At 70.5% G+C, this 17,740-nt stretch carries 16 protein-coding genes and 1 pseudogene; 12 read left to right on the top strand and 5 right to left on the bottom strand.

Annotated features, from left to right (window positions below):
* Positions 1 to 17 precede the first annotated feature (17 nt).
* The 3 genes from ACIA47_RS06705 (at position 18) to ACIA47_RS06695 (ending at position 3,130) form a co-directional block, all read left to right on the top strand.
* On the top strand, positions 18 to 848 hold the full coding sequence (locus tag ACIA47_RS06705; protein WP_091394622.1) for a 3'(2'),5'-bisphosphate nucleotidase CysQ: 831 nt from the start codon (positions 18 to 20) through the stop codon (positions 846 to 848).
* 75 nt (positions 849 to 923) lie between these two features.
* A complete protein-coding gene (gene cysD / locus ACIA47_RS06700) occupies positions 924 to 1,835 on the top strand; it encodes a sulfate adenylyltransferase subunit CysD (RefSeq protein WP_091394617.1) in 912 nt (303 codons plus the stop codon).
* On the top strand, positions 1,835 to 3,130 hold the full coding sequence (locus ACIA47_RS06695) for a sulfate adenylyltransferase subunit 1 (protein WP_396706031.1): 1,296 nt from the start codon (positions 1,835 to 1,837) through the stop codon (positions 3,128 to 3,130). The genes cysD and ACIA47_RS06695 overlap by 1 nt, the downstream gene beginning before the upstream one ends.
* Positions 3,131 to 3,287: 157 nt before the next feature.
* Here the strand turns inward: ACIA47_RS06695 and galK are convergent, their stop codons facing one another.
* Together galK and galE are read right to left on the bottom strand one after the other, a co-directional pair.
* Positions 3,288 to 4,457: a galactokinase gene (galK, locus tag ACIA47_RS06690; protein WP_396706029.1), complete on the bottom strand. Its 1,170-nt coding sequence runs from the start codon at positions 4,455 to 4,457 to the stop codon at positions 3,288 to 3,290.
* Entirely contained in the window at positions 4,454 to 5,383 is a 930-nt protein-coding gene (gene galE, locus ACIA47_RS06685; RefSeq protein ID WP_396706403.1) for a UDP-glucose 4-epimerase GalE, read from the bottom strand. Before galE ends, galK begins: the two co-directional genes overlap by 4 nt.
* 249 nt (positions 5,384 to 5,632) lie before the next feature.
* Between galE and ACIA47_RS06680 the strand changes: the two are divergent.
* The 6 genes and pseudogenes from ACIA47_RS06680 to ACIA47_RS06655 all read left to right on the top strand — a co-directional run.
* A pseudogene (locus ACIA47_RS06680) lies at positions 5,633 to 6,610 on the top strand (hemolysin family protein); the annotation flags it as partial.
* Between the two features lie 249 nt (positions 6,611 to 6,859).
* Positions 6,860 to 7,885 (top strand): tryptophan--tRNA ligase, encoded by a 1,026-nt coding sequence (trpS, locus tag ACIA47_RS06675; protein ID WP_112581632.1) that lies wholly within the window; start codon positions 6,860 to 6,862, stop codon positions 7,883 to 7,885.
* 67 nt (positions 7,886 to 7,952) lie between these two features.
* Positions 7,953 to 8,510: a 2'-5' RNA ligase family protein gene (locus tag ACIA47_RS06670; RefSeq protein ID WP_203119480.1), complete on the top strand. Its 558-nt coding sequence runs from the start codon at positions 7,953 to 7,955 to the stop codon at positions 8,508 to 8,510.
* 79 nt (positions 8,511 to 8,589) lie between these two features.
* Positions 8,590 to 9,516 (top strand): YihY/virulence factor BrkB family protein, encoded by a 927-nt coding sequence (locus ACIA47_RS06665; RefSeq protein ID WP_396706027.1) that lies wholly within the window; start codon positions 8,590 to 8,592, stop codon positions 9,514 to 9,516.
* On the top strand, positions 9,516 to 9,902 hold the full coding sequence (locus tag ACIA47_RS06660; protein WP_203119411.1) for a GntR family transcriptional regulator: 387 nt from the start codon (positions 9,516 to 9,518) through the stop codon (positions 9,900 to 9,902). Before ACIA47_RS06665 ends, ACIA47_RS06660 begins: the two co-directional genes overlap by 1 nt.
* An 81-nt stretch (positions 9,903 to 9,983) precedes the next feature.
* On the top strand, positions 9,984 to 10,421 hold the full coding sequence (locus tag ACIA47_RS06655; protein WP_091394593.1) for a hypothetical protein: 438 nt from the start codon (positions 9,984 to 9,986) through the stop codon (positions 10,419 to 10,421).
* A gap of 4 nt (positions 10,422 to 10,425) precedes the next feature.
* On the opposite strand, the gene ACIA47_RS06650 is transcribed toward ACIA47_RS06655, so the two are convergent.
* The 3 genes from ACIA47_RS06650 to ACIA47_RS06640 form a co-directional block, all read right to left on the bottom strand.
* Complete coding sequence (locus tag ACIA47_RS06650) at positions 10,426 to 10,797, bottom strand: VOC family protein (RefSeq protein ID WP_203119409.1); 372 nt, start codon at positions 10,795 to 10,797, stop codon at positions 10,426 to 10,428.
* Positions 10,798 to 11,001: 204 nt separating this feature from the next.
* Positions 11,002 to 12,636, bottom strand: coding sequence for a glycoside hydrolase family 13 protein (locus ACIA47_RS06645; protein ID WP_396706025.1), 1,635 nt, complete (start codon positions 12,634 to 12,636; stop codon positions 11,002 to 11,004).
* Positions 12,637 to 12,668: 32 nt separating this feature from the next.
* A complete protein-coding gene (locus ACIA47_RS06640) occupies positions 12,669 to 13,715 on the bottom strand; it encodes a LacI family DNA-binding transcriptional regulator (protein WP_112581627.1) in 1,047 nt (348 codons plus the stop codon).
* Between the two features lie 199 nt (positions 13,716 to 13,914).
* On the opposite strand from ACIA47_RS06640, the gene ACIA47_RS06635 reads away from it, so the two are divergent.
* From ACIA47_RS06635 to ACIA47_RS06625, 3 genes are read left to right on the top strand one after another with little or no spacing between them, the layout of a single operon-like run.
* Entirely contained in the window at positions 13,915 to 15,165 is a 1,251-nt protein-coding gene (locus ACIA47_RS06635) for a maltose ABC transporter substrate-binding protein (protein ID WP_203119403.1), read from the top strand.
* Complete coding sequence (locus ACIA47_RS06630) at positions 15,165 to 16,805, top strand: ABC transporter permease subunit (RefSeq protein WP_396706021.1); 1,641 nt, start codon at positions 15,165 to 15,167, stop codon at positions 16,803 to 16,805. The genes ACIA47_RS06635 and ACIA47_RS06630 overlap by 1 nt, the downstream gene beginning before the upstream one ends.
* A complete protein-coding gene (locus ACIA47_RS06625) occupies positions 16,802 to 17,731 on the top strand; it encodes a sugar ABC transporter permease (RefSeq protein ID WP_396706019.1) in 930 nt (309 codons plus the stop codon). The genes ACIA47_RS06630 and ACIA47_RS06625 overlap by 4 nt, the downstream gene beginning before the upstream one ends.
* Positions 17,732 to 17,740: the final 9 nt, after the last annotated feature.

Genomic DNA, 17,740 nt, shown 5'->3' with positions numbered 1-17,740 from the left:
GCGACGGGAGCGGACAGATGAGCAGTCCTCCGATGATCGATGGCGCGTTCGCCCGATGGTTGGCGTCCCGAGCCGGGCAGGCGCTGCTCGACCTGCGCACAGAGATGGGTTTCGCCGACGCCGGCGCGCTGAAGTCGGCCGGGGACAAGGTGTCGCACGACCTGATCCGCACGGAGTTGGCGAAGTGGCGCCCTGGTGACGCGGTGCTCTCCGAGGAGGACGAGGGGTCGCGGTTGGCCTGGGCCGCGGAGGTGAACACCGGAGCGGTGTCGCGGCTGAACGCGGACCGGGTGTGGATCGTCGACCCGTTGGACGGCACCCGCGAGTTCTCCGAGGAGGGCCGCTCGGACTGGGCGGTGCACGTCGCGCTCTGGGCGCGCAACGCGCCGAGCCCGCACGGGCTGGTCGCCGGGGCGGTGGGTTTGCCGGCGCAGCACCGGGTGCTGGGCACCGACTACCCGCCGGCGTACCCGCCGATGACCGTGGAGGCGGCGACGGCCGGCGAGCGGAAGATCCGCCTGGCCGCGAGCCGGAGCCGGCCGCCGGTCTTCCTGACCGATCTGGCCGAGGACGTCGGGGCGCACCTGGTGCCGATGGGCTCGGCCGGAGCGAAAATCGCCGCGGTGGTCACCGGCGAGGTGGACGCGTACATCCACGCAGGTGGGCAGTACGAGTGGGACTCGGCGGCCCCGATCGCTGTGGCGACGGCCACCGGACTGCACGCTTCCCGGATCGACGGTTCTGCGCTGAAATACAACGAGGCGGATCCGCGGCTGCCCGACCTCCTGGTCTGCCGCAAGGATCTCGCCACCCGGTTGCTTGCAGCGCTGCAGAAACATTCCGGGTAGCCTGAGCGAACTTTCTTGACATGCCCGACCGGAAAGGTCTGGAAATCGGATGAGCGAGCGAATCGAGCCGGTGTCATGACCACCCCCGCGGCGTACCAGGTCTCCCACCTGGACGCCTTGGAAGCGGAGAGCATCTTCGTGATGCGCGAGGTGGTCGCCGAGATGGAACGCCCGGTGATGCTCTTCTCCGGTGGCAAGGACTCGATCGTCATGCTGCGGCTCGCGCAGAAGGCGTTCGCCCCGGCCAACGTCCCCTTCCCGGTCATGCACGTCGACACCGGGCACAACTTCCCCGAGGTCCTGGAATACCGCGACCAACGGGTCGCCGAGCTGGGGTTGCAACTCGTGGTGGCGAGCGTGCCGGAGGCCCTGGCCAGCGGCATGGTCCGGGAGTCCGGTGACGGCATGCGCAACCGGATCCAGACACCGGTGCTGCTGGACGCGGTGGAGAAGCACCGCTTCGACGCGCTGTTCGGTGGCGCCCGCCGGGACGAGGAGAAGGCGCGGGCGAAGGAGCGGGTGTTCAGCTTCCGCGACGAGTTCGGTCAGTGGGACCCGAAGAACCAGCGGCCGGAGCTGTGGTCGCTGTACAACGGCCGGCACCACCCGGGTGAGTCGATCCGGGTCTTCCCGCTGTCCAACTGGACCGAGCTGGACGTCTGGCACTACATCGCCCGGGAGCGCATCCCGCTGCCGTCGATCTACTACGCGCACGAGCGCGAGGTGATCGAGCGGGACGGCATGTTCTACGCCGTCAACGAGTTCTTCCGCCCCCGCGCGGGTGAGGAGCGGTTCAAGGCGCAGGTGCGCTACCGCACCGTCGGCGACGCCTCCTGCACCGCCGCGGTCCGTTCCGACGCGGACACGGTGGAGAAGGTCATCGAGGAGGTGGCGGCCACCCGGATCACCGAGCGCGGCGCCACCCGTGGTGACGACCGGGTCAGTGAGGCCGCCATGGAGGACCGCAAGCGGGAGGGCTACTTCTGATGAGCACCGAGATGGTGGCCCCGGCCCCCGAGGCGCGGGCGATGGACCTGCTGCGGTTCGCCACCGCCGGCAGTGTGGACGACGGGAAGTCGACCCTGATCGGCCGGCTGCTCTACGACACCAAGTCGCTCTTCACCGACCAGTTGGCCGCCGTGGAGGCGGTCAGCGCGGCCCGCGGTGACGAATACACCAACCTGGCCCTGCTCACCGACGGTCTGCGTGCCGAGCGGGAGCAGGGCATCACCATCGACGTGGCGTACCGGTACTTCGCCACCCCCCGGCGCAAGTTCATCATCGCCGACACGCCAGGCCACATCCAGTACACCCGCAACATGGTCACCGGGGCATCGACCGCCGACCTGGCGTTGATCCTGGTCGACGCGCGCAAGGGCCTCGTCGAGCAGTCCCGCCGGCACGCGTTCCTCTGCTCCCTGCTGCGGGTGCCGCACCTGGTCCTCTGTGTCAACAAGATGGACCTGGTCGACTGGTCGCAGGAGGTCTACGAGCGGATCGCCGACGAGTTCACCGCGTTCGCGGCGAAGCTCGACGTACCGGACCTGACAGTGGTGCCGGTCTCCGCTTTGCGCGGCGACAACATCGTCACCCGGTCGGACAACATGCCCTGGTACGAGGGCCCGTCGCTGCTGCACCACCTGGAGCGGGTGCACATCGCCAGCGACCGCAACCTGGTCGACGTCCGGTTCCCGGTCCAGTACGTGATCCGTCCGCAGTCCACCACTGTCACCGACTACCGCGGCTACGCCGGCCAGGTCGCCTCCGGCGTGCTGAAGCCGGGTGACGAGGTGATGGTGCTGCCCTCCGGCTTCACCAGCCGGATCGCCGCCGTGGAGACCGCCGACGGGCCGGTTCCGGAGGCGTTCCCGCCGATGTCGGTGACGGTACGACTGGCCGACGAGATCGACATCTCCCGCGGTGACCTGATCTGCCGGCCGAACAACGCGCCGGCGGTGGCCCAGGACATCGAGGCGATGGTCTGCTGGATGGACGAGACTGCTCCGCTACGGGTCGGCGGCCGGTACGCGATCAAGCACACCACCCGGTCGGCTCGGGCCATCGTGCGCGGGCTGCACTACCGGCTGGACATCAACTCGCTGCACCGCGACGAGTCCGCCGACGAACTGCGGCTCAACGAGATCGGCCGGGTGCGACTGCGCACCACTGTGCCGCTGCTGGCCGACGAGTACCGCCGTAATCGCACCACCGGCGGCTTCGTCATCATCGACGAGGCGACCAACCGAACGGTAGGCGCCGCCATGATCGTCGAAGCTAGCTAGCCCCAACCCATCGGCTCGCCCGCCGTCCCCCGACCGCCCGCCGTCCCCGGCCCTGCCTGCGGCGGGTGATCAAGAGGTTTGCGTCAGGATTCGGGGGCGAATTGACGCAAACCTCTTGATCACCGGCTGGAGCGGAGGTGGGCGGTCGGGGGTGGGGTCAGGGCAGGCGGGTGGCGCCGGGGGAGGGGAGGACCGTCACGGTGCCGGGGGCGGTGAAACCGCGTTGCGCGTACGCGTCGGTCACGGCGGCGGCTACCGCGTCGGCACGGTCGGCCTCGATCAGCGCGAGCACGCAGCCGCCGAAGCCGCCGCCGGTCATCCGGGCGCCCAGCGCGCCGGCCGCCAACGCTGCCTCGACCGCGGTGTCGATCTCCGGCACGGTGATCTCGAAGTCGTCCCGCATCGAGACGTGGGAGGCGGTCAGCAGCGGGCCGATGTCGCGGACCCGGGCGGCGCGGAGCAGCGCCACCGTGTCCAGTACTCGTTGGTCCTCGGTCACCACGTGCCGGACCCGTCGCCGGGTCTCCTCGTCGTCGAGCCGCGCCAATGCGGCGTCGAGCTGGTCGACGTCCACGTCGCGCAGCGCGGTGACACCGAGCGAACTGGCCCCGGCCTCGCAGGAGCGCCGGCGGGCCGCGTACTCCCCGTCGGCGTGGCGGTGCGGTGCCCGGCTGTCGATGACCAGCACAGCCAGCCCGTCGGCGTCCAGGTCGAACGGGATGTGCTCGACCGACTCGTCGCGGCAGTCGAGGAAGAGGGCGTGCCCAGCGCGGCAACGGATGGCCGCGGACTGGTCCATGATGCCGGTCGGTGCGCCCACGTAGACGTTCTCCGCCCGTTGCGCCAGCCGGGGTTGCAGTTCCGGGGCGAGCTCCAATTCGCCGAGGTCGAGCAGGGCAGCCAGCACGGCCGACTCCAGCGCGGCCGAGGAGGAGAGCCCGGCGCCCAGCGGCACGTCGGATGCGATCGCCAGCCGGGCACCCGGCACCGGGTGACCGGCCTCGCGCAGCGCCCAGACCACACCCGCTACGTACGCGCCCCAGCCGGTGACCCGACCCGGTTCGGCGACGTCGTCCGCGCCGAAGGTGATCGCCTCTCCGGAGAGCTCGGACCAGGCCGTCCAGTGCTCCCCGTCCTGCCGGTCGGCCGCGACGACGGTACGCATCGGCAGCGCGAACGGCAGCACGAAGCCTTCGTTGTAGTCGGTGTGCTCACCGATCAGGTTGACCCGCCCAGGTGCCGCCCAGCGGCCGGAAGCCTCGGCACCGAACTGCGCGGAGAAGCCGGCCGCAGCCCGCTCGGCGACGTCACTGCTCGGGTGGCTCATGACTGCCCCAGGATGTGCGTGCGGTAGAACGCCCAGGCATCCCCAACCATGTCGTGCAGGGTCGGCTTCTGCGGCACCCAGCCCAGCTCGTCGCGGGCCAGTGCGGACGATGCCACCAACTCGGCCGGGTCGCCCTCGCGGCGCGGCGCGACCTCGACGGGCAGTTGGTGCCCGGTGACCTCGCGGACCACGTCGACGACCTGCCGGTTGGTGAAGCCGTTGCCGTTGCCCAGGTTGTAGACCCGGTGCTGGCCCCCGGTGGCCGCGCCCAGCGCCAGCAGATGCGCGCGGGCCAGGTCGGCGACGTGGATGTAGTCGCGGACGCAGGTGCCGTCCACTGTGGGGTAGTCGTCACCGAAGAGCTGGAGCTTCTCCCGCCGGCCGGCGGCGACATCCAGCGCGATCGGGATCAGGTGCGTCTCCGGGTCGTGCCGCTCGCCGAGCGTGATGTCGCCGTCGAGGTGCGCGCCGGCCACGTTGAAGTAGCGCAGCGACACGGCGGCCAGCCCGTGCGCGATCGCCTCGGAGGTGAGTGCCATGTCGACGGCGAGTTTGGTGGCGCCGTACGTGTTGGTGGGTGCCTTGACCGCGTTTTCGGTGATGGGCAGCTCGGTGGGGTTGCCGTAGACGGCGGCGGTGGAGGAGAAGACCATCCGGGGTACCCCGGCGGCCCGGACCGCGTCGATCAGGGCGAGCGTGCCGATGGTGTTGTTGTGCCAGTACAGCTCCGGCTTGACCATCGACTCGCCGGCGGCGATCAGGGCGGCGAAGTGCAACACCCCGTCGAACCCGGCGTCCGCGGTGATGACCTGGGCGGCGTCGTGGATGGACGCCTCCACGTGGGTGGCGTCCGGGGCGAGGGCCTCGCGGTGGCCGGTGCGCAGGTCGTCCAGGATGACCACCTGGTGACCCGCGTCGAGCAGCATCCGGGTCACCACGCTCCCGATGAAGCCGGCGCCCCCGGTGACGAGCAGTTTCACGTCGTTGCCTCCTGCCTGGCCCGCCCGGGACGTGGCCCTTCGGTGATCACACTAGGGCGGTGGCCGGCGCTCTCGCCGTCGCCACCGTCAACCCCATTCCATCATAATCTCTCATGATTAAACAGAGCCGAACATCTGCCCGCCGCTCCGCGTGATCCCGGGTGCGTTGGGCCCACGGTGTCTACCATCTCTGTCATGCGGGAAGCGGCCCGTACCGGGCTCCGGCGACACGCGCGGGCACACCCCCGCCGCGACCCTGGCCCGCTCGCCCGGGCCGTCGCCCGGGTGCTGGTGCGCGCCGCGGATGGCGCCACCCGGCTCGTCACCGATCTGCTCGGGACCGGTCCGACGGCCGGCCGGGAGCACATCTCCGAGGCCGATCTGCGGGACCTGGTCGCGGCGAACACGGTGCTCGACCCGGACGAGCGTCGGATCATCGACGAGGTCCTGGTGGCCGGTGCCAGTCTGATCCGCGAGGTGATGATGCCGCGCACCGAGGTGGTCTTCCTCCCGGCGCGGCTGACCCTCGTCGAAGCCGCCCGACTGGTCCGCGCCGAAACGCACACCCGTTACCCGGTCACCGACGGCACGCACGACGACGTGGTCGGCTTCGTGCACCTCCGTGACGTACTGCTGCGCCCGGACGCCGACCCGTGCGTCACCGTCGGCGAGTTGGCCCGGGAGGTGAAGCGGCTCCCGGGCAGCAAACGGGTGCTCGCCGCGCTGACCGAGATGCGCCGGGAGGGCCAGCACCTCGCGGTGGTGGTCGACGAGTACGGCGGCACGGCTGGAATCGTCACCCTGGAGGACCTCATCGAGGAGTTGATCGGCGAGATCCACGACGAGTACGACGCCACCCCGGACCCGGTGTACGCAGGCCTGCCCGCCGTGGTGGACGGCCGCCTCAACCTCGCTGACTTCGCCGAGCGGACCGGGGTGGCACTACCCGCCGGACCTTACGAGACGGTGGGCGGGTTCGTCATGGCCGCGCTGGGCCGGCTCCCGGTGACCGGCGACGAGGTGCCGGTGCCGGGTGAGCCCGCCGAGGTCGGCGCGCCCGATCCGCCCGAGCTGCCTTCCGGCTGGCTGCTGCGGGTGCTCACGTTGGACGGCCGCCGGGTGGCCCGAATCGCCGTCTCCGCCGTCCGCACCGAGCAGCGCCGAGAGCAGGGCACCGAGCCGGACCGCGAGCAGAGCACCGGGCGGCGCCGCGAGCACGACTCCGCGTCGGCCTCGGCGGGCGGCGGCCCCGAGCCTGCCCGGGAGGCGATGGCGGGGCAGCACCGCCGGGTCGCCGTCGGGCCGACGCGCCGGGTCGGCGCGGGCGAAGCACGCGAGGTCAGCACCCCGGCACCGGCGGGCCGGAGCCGACCCGCCGGCCCGTCATGACGGACCGGGTTGCTTGCTGACAGAATTATCGCCATGTCCGACGTTCCCGCCCGGCCCCGCGTCTTCTCCGGCATCCAGCCGACAGCCGACTCGTTCCACCTCGGCAACTATCTCGGCGCGGTGCGGCACTGGGTGGCGCTACAGGACACCCACGACGCGTTCTACTGCGTGGTGGACCTGCACGCCATCACCGCGGGGCACGATCCGGCGCTGCTGCGCCAGCGGACCCGGGTGGCCGCGGCCCAGCTCTTCGCCGTCGGGCTCGACCCGGAACGCAGCACCCTGTTCGTCCAGTCGCAGGTGCCCGAGCACCCGCAGCTGGCCTGGGTGCTCGGCTGCATCACCGGCTTCGGCGAGGCCAGCCGGATGACCCAGTTCAAGGACAAGTCGCAGAAGCAGGGTAACGAGCGGGCCAGCGTCGGGCTGTTCACCTATCCGGTCCTCCAGGCCGCCGACATCCTGCTCTACCAGGCCAACGCGGTCCCGGTCGGCGAGGACCAGCGCCAGCACCTGGAGCTCTCCCGGGATCTGGCCCAGCGCTTCAACTCGCTGTTCGGCGCGACCTTCACGGTGCCCGCGCCGCACATCGTCAAGGACACTGCCAAGATCACCGACCTGCAGGACCCGACCGCGAAGATGTCGAAGTCGTCGTCCTCGCCGGCCGGCATCATCGACCTGCTCGACGATCCGGCCCGGTCCGCGAAGAAGATCCGTTCGGCGGTGACCGACACCGGTCGGGAGATCGTCTTCGACGCCGAGACCAAGCCGGGTGTGTCCAACCTGTTGACCATCTACTCGGCGCTGAGCGGCCGCAGCATCGACGAGCTGGTGGCCGCGTACGCGGGCCGTGGCTACGGCGATCTGAAGAAGGAGCTGGCCGAGGTGGTGACGGACTTCGTCCGGCCGATCCAGGAACGCACCCGCGGTTACCTCGACGATCCGGCGCAGTTGGACAAGCTGCTCGCGGCCGGCGCGGAGAAGGCCCGTGCCGTGGCCGCGACGACCCTGCGGTCCGCGTACGAGCGGGTCGGATTCTTCCCGCCCGTGCGCGGCGAGTAGCTCCGCGGTACAGGTGGACGGCTCGGTGGTCGGAGGGGCGGCGCGAAGCGTGGATCGCAGTGGCGGGATGCCGCCGACCGGCGACACCATCCAGATCGGCATCGCGGTGGACATCCCCGAGCCGTGGGGTGCCCTGCTCACCCGGCGGCGGGTCGAGGCCGGTGATCCGCTGGCGGTGCCCGCGCACGTGACCTTGCTCGGGCCCACCGAGATCCGGACGGCCAACCTGCCGGCGGTCGAGCGGCACCTGGCCGCCGTCGCCGCCGCGCACCTGCCGTTCACGCTGCACCTGCGGGGCACCGGCACGTTCCGTCCGGTCACCCAGGTGGTGTTCGTCGCGGTGGCCGCCGGGATCAGTGAGTGCGAGCTGCTGGCCGCGGCCATCGCCGCGGCGCCGGGCCTGCACCGCGAGCTTCGGTTCCCGTACCATCCGCACGTCACAGTGGCTCAGGACGTGGCACCGGAGGCCCTGGACAAGGTGTACGAGGATCTGGCCGACTTCTCCGCGATGTTCGAGGTCGACGGGTTCACCCTCTTCTCGCACAGCGGGCAGGCCAGGTGGCAGCCGCGTCGGGACTTCTGCCTCGGCAACCGAAGCGCCAGCAACCGAGGCGCCAGCACCTGAAGCACCGGCGACGCGCCGGCCGGCGAGCATCGGGAGCCGGTTGCCACTACAGCGGTGGGAGATCGGCGAGGATGATCGCGTGAACGTGATCGGCCGGATCGAGGCGGGCATCGACCGCTGGGTGAGCGCCGCGCGCCACCGGTCGGGGCTCTTCGATCATGTGTGGCGGGCCGGGGTGCTGTACGGCGAGGTGCTGGCCGGCCGATTGGCCGCCGCCATCGCCTACTACGGCTTCTTCGCCGTGTTCGCCCTCGCCCTGGTCGCGTTCTCCGTCTTCGGGGCGATCCTGGAGGACAACGACGAGGTCAGCGCGGCGGCGGCCGACTTCCTCAAGGAGAATCTGCCGTTCCTGGACGCCGAGCAGATCGCCAACTCCAGCGGCACGGTCGGGGTGGTCGGCCTGGTCATCCTGGTCTTCACCGGGATCGGTTGGGTCGAGGCCATCAGGTCCTCGCAGCGGTTGATGTACCAGCTCAACCAGCAGCCGGGCAATCTGGTGGTGCGGCGGCTCGTCGACCTGGGCGTGATGATCGGCGTCTTCGTGCTGCTCGGCGTCTCGGTCGCGGCGGTGGACGCGTTGGAGTCGCTGCTGCGTTTCCTGCTGCGCAGCACCGGGTCGGTGGGTCTGACCACCATCAGCGCGGTGCTCAGCGTGCTGGTCAACACCGTGCTCGCCACCGCGTTGCTGCTGGCCGTGCCCCGGCTGCGGATGAGCCGGTCCCGGCTGCGCCCGGTGGTGGTGCTGGTGGCGGTCGGCATCACGCTACTGAACACCGTCGGGCGGTACTACGTGGTGCGGACCGAGCGGAACCCGGCGTACACCGTGGTGGCCGGCGCCGTCGGTCTGCTGCTCTACCTCTACCTGCTCAACCAGTTGGTGCTGTTCGGCGCGGCGCTCCTGGCGACCAGCACCAACGGCCGAGTGGTGGACCTGGCGGAGACCCCCGCCGCACCGAAGGATGTCGACGAGGGCATCGACCCCGGTACGCCGGGCGGTGCGGGCTGATGACGGAAGGCGCCCAGGTGCTGATCTCGGTCGACCAGGACTCGTCGGTACCCCCGTACGAGCAGGTGCGCGTACAGCTTGCCGAGCTGATCGGCGACGGCCGGTTGCCGGTGGGCAGCCGACTGCCCACCGTGCGGCAGCTCGCCGCCGACCTGCGGTTGGCCGCGAACACTGTCGCCCGTGCCTACCGGGAGCTGGAGGCGGCCGGGCTGCTGGAGACCCGGGGTCGCAACGGCACCTTCGTGGCACCTGGGCGGGACGACGCCGTCGACCGGTTGCAGCGGGCGGCGGCCGGCTACGCGGAGGAGGCGGCCCGGCTCGGCGTACCGCCGGCCACCGCGCTCGCCTTGGTCCGCGCCGCCCTGGACGCGGTCCGCCCCGGCTGACCGGCCGCCGATCGAGCGCCGGACGGGCGATAACTGAGCAGAACGGCGTCGGCGCTCGCGTTCGCGGACCATGATGAGCCGGTGGGCGCACTCATGACACTGGACCTGCCGGCGGACTCACCGCTCCTCGGCCTGCCATGGATCATCACTTTCGGTCCGCTCGGTGATCTCGACGAGTGGGAGCCGGTGGTCTGCGGGCCGTACGAGCGACCGCACGCGTTGGCCCTGGCCGAGGCGGTGGTGGCCGAGGAGCAGTTGATGGCCGTGGTGGAGCCGTTGCTGCCGGCACTGTCCGCCGACGAGATCCGGAGCGAGATCGCCGCCGCGCAGGTCGCCGCCGAGGACGAGGCCCGTCAGGTGGAGGGGGCCGACCTGTACGGGGACTTCGAGGACGTGATCGACGAGGAGTTGGACGCGGCGGCCGACGAGGCCGGCCACGGTGAGCCGGCCGAACCGCCGGACGAGGCCGAGGTACGCGCCGGCTTCACCCGGATCGCGGCGTTGCTCACCGCCAAGTGAGACGTCAGCGGGTCGGCGCGCGGTCCAGCACGCAGAACTCGTTGCCCTCGGGATCGGCGAGCACTGTGAACTGCTCGGCCCCGGTCTGCCCGACGTCGACCTGCCGCGCACCGAGGCTCAGCAGCCGCCGTACCTCGGCCTGTGGGTCCGCGTCGGCGACCAGGTCGAGGTGCAGCCGGTTCTTGCCCCGCTTGGCGGTGCCCGAGCCCTGTAACCACACGGTGGGCGCGGCGGCGGACGGCTGCCCCGGCGGCCAGAGCTTGGCGCTGCCGTCGTCGCCCTGCTCGACCTCGTAGCCGAGTGCCGCCGACCAGAACGAGACCATCAGGTCCAGGTCCTCGACGTCGAGCGTGCACTGGGCGATCCGTACCACCATGGGGTCACCTCCGTAGCGATGGTGCCCGATGCGGTACCCACGACGCCTGGGTCCAACCATCGGCGTATACGGACACCGGCGCCACACGGAGCGGACTCCGCGCGGCGCCGGTGGCACCTCACCCCCCACCACAAGGGGCTGGTAGCCCAGTCGCCCGTCGGCGCGGGGCACGACGAACGACCAGGTCGAGAACGAGTTACCCGTTCAGCGCTGTTCCAACCAGACTGCCGCGTCAATTGGCAGCAGCTGGCCGGAGCCCTGTTCGGTGAGCTCGTCGCTGGCGACGAGCGGCTGACCGTACCCGTCGATCAGGACCGGCGCGCCGCTGAAGTTGACCACGCAGGTCAGCACGGTCGAGCCTGCGGAGCGGGAGAAGGCCAGCACGCCCGGCTCGCTCTCCCGCCAGGTGACCCCGTCGGCGTCGAGGGCGAGCGCGGGATGAACGTGGCGGATCCGCAGCGCGGTGCGGTACAGCTCCAGGGTCGAGCCGGGTACGCCGGTCTGCGCCGTGACGGACAGCGCCTGCCAGAGCGCCGGGGCGGGTAGCCAGCTCAGCTCACTGCCGGCCGGCCCGAAACCGTACGGGGCCAGCTCGCCGCTCCACGGGATGGGCACCCGGCAGCCGTCGCGGCTCTCGCCGGTGCGCAGGAACGCCGGATCCTGACGCAGCTCGTCGGGGAGGTCGAGAACCTCCGGCAGGCCCAGTTCCTCGCCCTGGTAGAGGTAGGCGCAGCCGGGCAGGGCGAGCATCAGCAGGCTGGCGGCCCGGGCTCGGCGCAGCCCTTCGACGCCGTCGCCGTACCGGGTGACGTGCCGCTGCTTGTCGTGGTTGGACAGCACCCAGGTGGTCGGCGCTCCGACGACTGTCGCCTCGGCCAGCGCGGTGTCGATCACCTTGCGGAACGAGTCGGCCGACCAGGTGGCGTCGAGGAAGTCGAAGCTGAACGCCTGGTGCAACTCGTCCGGGCCGATGTAGCGGGCCAGGCGCTGTGGCGTCTCGGCCCACGCCTCGGCGACCGCCATCCGACCGCCCGGGTAGCTGTCCAGGATGGGCCGCCAGGCCTGGTAGATCTCGTGCACCTCGTCCTGGTCGAAGTACGGCAGCCGGCCCTTGCCGAGCAGTTCGACCTGGCGCTGGCCGGTGGTCATCGAGCTGAAGCCGACGTCCGGCAGCCCTTCCGCCTTGATCATGCCGTGCGCCACGTCGACGCGGAATCCGTCGACGCCCCGGTCCAGCCAGAACCGCAGCACATCCTCGAACTCGGCGCGGACCTCCGGGTGACGCCAGTTCAGGTCCGGCTGCGACGGGTCGAACAGGTGCAGATACCACTGACCGTCAGCGATCCGGGTCCAGGCGGGGCCGCCGAAGATGCTCTCCCAGTCGTTCGGGGGCAACTCGCCGTGCGCGCCCCGACCGTCGGCGAAGAGGTAGCGGGCCCGCTCCGGTGAGCCGGGGCCGGCGGCGAGCGCCGCGGTGAACCAGTGGTGCGCGCTGGAGGTGTGGTTGGGCACCAGGTCGACGATGATCCGCAGGCCGTGGGCGTGCGCGTCGGTGATCATCGCGTCGAAGTCGGCGAGGGTGCCGAACATCGGGTCGACGTCCCGGTAGTCGGCCACGTCGTACCCGCCGTCGATCATCGGCGAGGTGTAGAAGGGGGTCAGCCAGAGCGCGTCCACCCCGAGGTCGCGCAGGTACGGCAGGCGCTGCCGGATGCCCTGGAGGTCGCCGGTGCCGTCGCCGTCGCTGTCGGCGAAGCTGCGGACGTACACCTGATAGACGACCGCGGAGCGCCACCAGTCGTCGTCGGTGGCATGTGGCGGGGTGGTGGTGCTGATCATTCGAGCAATATGCCGGCCCGCCGCTGCAAGAGTCAAGCAGATCTTGCGTAAGACAGGCGTGCGGAACTCGGCGCGACAGCGGTGGAGCCCCGCACCACCAGCTCCGGGCGGAACAGGTACTCCGAGTGCGGGGCGCCGTGCCCGTTGATCTCGTCCACCAGGGCGCGGACGGCGGCCACCGCCATCGCGGTGACCGGCTGCCGCATGGTGGTCAGCGGCGGGTCGGTGAAGGCCATCAGTGGGGAGTCGTCGTAGCCGACCACGGAGAGGCCGTCGGGGACGTCGAGGCCGCGTTGGCGGGCGGCCCGGATGGCGCCGAGCGCCATCAGGTCGGAGCCGCAGACCACGCCGGTGACGCCGCGGTCCAACAGGCGGCCGGCCGCCGCCTCGCCACCCTCCACTCCGAACAGTGAGAGCTCGGCCAGCGGACCCAGGTCGGCCTCGGCGACGCCGGCCAGCCGGGTCATCGCGGAGCGCCAGGCAGCCACCTTGCGCTGCACCGGGACGAACCGGTCCGGGCCGGTGATCAGGCCGATCCGCCGGTGCCCGAGCGCGACCAGGTGGGCGACGGCCAGTTCGGCCGCCTCCCGGTCGTCGCAGGAGACGAAGGGCGCGCCGATGCCGGGCACGTACCCGTTGATCATCACGACCGGCAACGGCCGGGCGAGCAGCGCCCGGTAGCGGTCGTGGTTGGCGGCCGTGTCGGCGTGCAGACCGGAGACGAAGACGATCCCGGAGACCTGCCGGTCCAGCAGCATCTCCACGTACTCGTCCTCGGTCACGCCGCCGGCGGTCTGGGTGCAGAGCACCGGGGTGAAACCGCTCTGTGCCAGTGTGGACTCGATGACCTGCGCGAAGGCGGGGAAGATCGGGTTGTCCAGCTCCGGCACCACCAGGCCGACCAGACCGGCGCTGCGCTTGCGCAGCCGGGCTGGGCGCTCGTACCCGAGCACGTCGAGGGCGGTGAGGACGGCCTGCCGGGTCTCGGGGGCCACGCCGGGGCGGTCGTTGAGCACCCGCGACACCGTGGCCTCGCTGACTTCGGCCTGCTGGGCGATGTCGGACAGTCGAGCGCGCATGGCGGCACTTTAGCCCACCGGCAAGTTCTTGCGGGGTGCTCTGCAAGCCCTTCCATTACTTGCAACGTCTTGCTAACGTCCCCGCAACATGCGAGAGCAGCGGCGCAGCATCAATGCGCCGGTTGGCAAGAACTTCCAGAGGTTCCCACTGGTGAGCCGCCCTTCCCCCGGCGGACCCGCCATGACGACAGGAGTACCGATGCGCATCCGTACCGCGGGTGTGGTCGCCCTCTTCGCCCTGGCGCTCGCCGCCTCAGGCTGCGGTGGCGACAGCGACGAGCCGGCCGCGAAGGACACCCCCAAGGCCGCCGGCGGCAAACTGGTGATCTGGGCGGACGACAAGCGGACCGCCGCCCTCAAGCCGTTCGTCGAGAAGTTCGGCCAGGAGAACGGCGTCACCGTCGAGGTCCAGGCCGTCCCGAACGAGGACCTCCAGAACAACTTCGTGACCGTGTCGAGCCAGGGCGGCGGCCCGGACGTGGTGATCGGCGCGCACGACTGGATCGGCAACCTGGTCCAGAACGGTGCCATCGACCCGGTGCAGCTGTCCGACGAGCAGAAGGGCGCCTTCAACGAGACCGCTGTCAAGGCCGTCACCTTCAACGGTCAGCTCTACGGCGTGCCCTATGCCCAGGAGAACCTGGCGCTGATCCGCAACACCGAACTGGCCCCCGAGGCACCGAAGACGATCGAGGACCTGGTCGCCACCGGCAAGCAGCTCAAGGCGCAGAAGAAGGTCACCGAGACGCTCTGCCTCCAGGTCGGCCAGAAGGGCGACGCGTACCACATCTACCCGCTGTACACCTCGGCCGGCGGTTACCTCTTCGGCACCACCGCGAACGGCGACTACGACCCGAAGGACCTGGGCGTGGGCAAGCCGGAGTCGATCGCCGCGTTCAAGAAGATCGCCGCGCTCGGCGAGAAGGGCGAGGGCGTGCTGAAGCGTTCGATCGCCGACACCAACTCGACCGCCACCTTCACCGGCAGGAAGTGCGCCTTCCTGGTTTCCGGGCCGTGGGCCACCGCCGACGTGAAGAAGGCCGGCATCAAGTACGACGTCTCCGCCGTTCCCGGCTTCGCCGGCGGCAAGGCGGCCGCGCCGTTCGTGGGCGTCCAGTCCTTCTACGTGGCGGCCAAGGGCAAGAACAAGGCTCTCGCCCAGGAGTTCGTCGCCAACTACGTCACCACGCCGGACCTGGCCGTGGCGCTCTACCAGGCCGACCCGCGCCCGCCGGCGCTGACCGCCGCGCTGGACCAGGTCAAGAGCAGCGACCCGGACCTGGCCAAGTTCATCGAGGCCGGCAAGGACGGCCAGGTGCTCCCGGCCATCCCGGCCATGGCCGCGATCTGGGACCCGTTCGGCAAGGCCGAGGCCGCCGTCATCGGCGGCGCCGACCCCACCAGCACGGTTACCGCGGCCGGCAGGACGATCGCCGGTTCGATCAAGTAATGAGCACACCGCTGTCCGGCCCGGAGTCTGCCCAGCAGGCCCCGGGCCGGGGGCCCGTCCGCACCGGGTCCCCACGCACCTCCCGTACCGCGCGGAACCACGCGCCGATCACCGCGGCCGGCCTCGCCGCGAAGGTGATCCTGCTCGGCCTGGTGGCCGGGATCGCGATCTGGGCGGCCTTCCCGCTCGTGGCGGCCGAGAAGTGGGTCGGGCTGGCGGTGCTGGTGCTTACCACCGCCGCACTGTTCTATCTGTACCTGGGCCGCCGGCACGTCCCGGCGAAGTACCTCGTCCCCGGCACGCTCTTCCTGATCGCCTTCCAGGTCGTGCCGGTGCTCTACACCGCGAGCACGGCCTTCACCAACTTCGGCGACGGCCACCGCGGCAGCAAGGACGACGCGATCGTCGCGATCCAGAGCTCCTCGGTCAAGCAGGTCCCGGGGTCCACCCAGTACCCGTTGTCGGTCGCCACCAAGGGCGACCCGGCCACCGGCGCCCTGGTCTTCCTGATCACCAAGCCAGGAACCGACACGGTCTCCGTCGGCGACGCCGGGGGCCTGCGCCCGCTCGATCCCGGCGCGGCCACCGTCGGCCCCGGCGGGAAGGTCACCGCGGCCGACGGCTACACCGTGCTGAACTTCGGCCAGGCCAGCGCCCGCAGCAAGGACATCACGGACCTGGTGGTGCCGACCGCCGGAGGCGCGCTGCGCTCGTCCGGCCTGTCCCGGGCGTACGAGGGCAAGGCCGTCCGGGCGTACGACGCCGGCTGCGACTGCGTCAAGGACAGCGACAGCGGCAAGACCTGGACCGCGGACGGCGAGGTCGGCGCGTTCGTCGCCGCCGACGGCGAGCGGCTGGCCCAGGGTTGGAAGGTGAACGTCGGGCTGTCGAACTTCACCCGGGTGCTCACCGACGAGCGGATCTCCGGGCCGTTCCTCGGCACGCTGGTCTGGAACTTCGCCTTCGCCATCGGCTCCACCGGCGGCACGTTCATCCTCGGCATGTTGATAGCCCTGGCGCTGCACTCGCCCCGGATGCGGGGCACCAACCTCTACCGGATGTTGCTGATCCTGCCGTACGCCATGCCGTCCTTCGCGATGCTGCTGGTCTGGCGGGACATGTTCAACACCGACTTCGGGCTGATCAACAATCTGTTCGGGCTCGGCGTCGACTGGTTCGGGCAGGACTGGTCGGCCCGCGCCGCAGTGATCCTGGTGCAGCTCTGGCTCGGCTACCCGTACATGTTCCTGGTGGCCACCGGCGCGCTACAGGCCATCCCACGGGAGTTGACAGAGGCCACCTCGGTCGACGGGGCGTCGCGCTGGCAGTCGTTCCGGGCGGTCACCCTGCCGCTGCTGCTGGTAGCGCTCTCGCCGCTGCTGATCTCGTCGTTCGCGTTCAACTTCAACAACTTCAACGCGATCTACCTGACCACCGAGGGCGCGCCGTTCCCGGCGGACAACCCCAGCAACGGCGCCACCGATCTGCTGATCACCTACACCTACCGGCTGGCGTTCGGCGGGCAGGCCGCACAGTTCGGCTTCGCCGCGGCCATCTCGCTGTTCATCTTCGCCATCGTCGCTGTGGTGTCGACGGTCAGCTTCCGGCGGACCCGCCGACAGGAGGAGGTGTACGCATGACCATGCTCACCGGCGCCGCCGTCACGGGCGGCGCGAACGGCCCGGCGGCGGTCAACCGCAACGCGGGGAAGCGTAGGAAGCGATGGTTCGCCGAGGTCGGCTGGCGTCACCTGGTCGGCCTGCTCGGCGTGCTGTTCAGTCTCTTTCCGCTCGTGTTCGTCGTCTCGGCGGCGCTCAATCCGCTCGGCACCCTGTCGTCCACCGAGTTGGTGCCGACCGGCGGGGTGTCGTTGGAGAACTTCGGGAATCTGTTCGCGCGCACCGAGTTCGCTGACTGGTTCCTGAACTCGCTGCTCATCGCCGGCGGGGCCGCGTTCGCCTCGGTCTTCCTCTCCGCCCTCGCGGCGTACGCCTTCTCCCGGATGCGGTTCCAGGGCCGACGGGTGGGGTTGCTGTCACTGTTGTTGATCCAGATGTTCCCGCAGTTCCTGGCGATCGTTGCGATCTTCCTGATCTTCGGCACGATCACCGACCTGTGGCCGGCGATCGGCTTCAACACCCCGTGGGGTCTGTTGCTGCTCTACCTGGGTGGCGCGCTGGGCGTGAACACCTGGCTGATGAAGGGCTTCTTCGACACCCTGCCCCGGGAGCTGGACGAGTCGGCCACAGTGGACGGCGCCTCACACGCCCAGGTCTTCTTCCGGATCATGCTGCCGTTGGTGGCGCCGATCCTCGCGGTGACCGGGCTGCTCGCCTTCATCAACACCATCAACGAGTTCCTGATGGCGAGCGTCTTCCTCACCGACACGGACGCCAAGACCCTCGCGGTCGGAATGCGGGGCATGTTGCAGGGCGGCGAGCGGAACACCAACTTCGGGATCTTCGCGGCCGGCACCCTGCTGACCGCGATCCCGACGGTGCTGGTCTTCCAGTTCCTCCAGCGGTACATCGTCTCCGGCCTCACCTCCGGCGCCGTGAAGGGATAGGTCGTCGAG

It is taken from the genome of Micromonospora sp. NPDC051227, assembly GCF_044455385.1.
In the GTDB taxonomy this organism is placed as follows: Bacteria; Actinomycetota; Actinomycetes; order Mycobacteriales; family Micromonosporaceae; genus Micromonospora.
Note: the sequence above shows the minus strand (reverse complement) of the source record. Positions and strands in the feature narration are given on the sequence as shown.

Bases quoted from the DNA above. Each gene is read 5' to 3' on its own strand.
- ACIA47_RS06705 (WP_091394622.1), top strand. From the start codon at position 18: ATGAGCAGTCCTCCGATGATCGATGGCGCGTTCGCCCGATGGTTGGCG.
- cysD (WP_091394617.1), top strand. From the start codon at position 924: ATGACCACCCCCGCGGCGTACCAGGTCTCCCACCTGGACGCCTTGGAA.
- ACIA47_RS06695 (WP_396706031.1), top strand. From the start codon at position 1,835: ATGAGCACCGAGATGGTGGCCCCGGCCCCCGAGGCGCGGGCGATGGAC.
- galK (WP_396706029.1), bottom strand. From the start codon at position 4,457: ATGAGCCACCCGAGCAGTGACGTCGCCGAGCGGGCTGCGGCCGGCTTC.
- galE (WP_396706403.1), bottom strand. From the start codon at position 5,383: ATGCTGCTCGACGCGGGTCACCAGGTGGTCATCCTGGACGACCTGCGC.
- trpS (WP_112581632.1), top strand. From the start codon at position 6,860: ATGTCCGACGTTCCCGCCCGGCCCCGCGTCTTCTCCGGCATCCAGCCG.
- ACIA47_RS06670 (WP_203119480.1), top strand. From the start codon at position 7,953: ATGCCGCCGACCGGCGACACCATCCAGATCGGCATCGCGGTGGACATC.
- ACIA47_RS06660 (WP_203119411.1), top strand. From the start codon at position 9,516: ATGACGGAAGGCGCCCAGGTGCTGATCTCGGTCGACCAGGACTCGTCG.
- ACIA47_RS06650 (WP_203119409.1), bottom strand. From the start codon at position 10,797: ATGGTGGTACGGATCGCCCAGTGCACGCTCGACGTCGAGGACCTGGAC.
- ACIA47_RS06645 (WP_396706025.1), bottom strand. From the start codon at position 12,636: ATGATCAGCACCACCACCCCGCCACATGCCACCGACGACGACTGGTGG.
- ACIA47_RS06640 (WP_112581627.1), bottom strand. From the start codon at position 13,715: ATGCGCGCTCGACTGTCCGACATCGCCCAGCAGGCCGAAGTCAGCGAG.
- ACIA47_RS06635 (WP_203119403.1), top strand. From the start codon at position 13,915: ATGCGCATCCGTACCGCGGGTGTGGTCGCCCTCTTCGCCCTGGCGCTC.
- ACIA47_RS06630 (WP_396706021.1), top strand. From the start codon at position 15,165: ATGAGCACACCGCTGTCCGGCCCGGAGTCTGCCCAGCAGGCCCCGGGC.
- ACIA47_RS06625 (WP_396706019.1), top strand. From the start codon at position 16,802: ATGACCATGCTCACCGGCGCCGCCGTCACGGGCGGCGCGAACGGCCCG.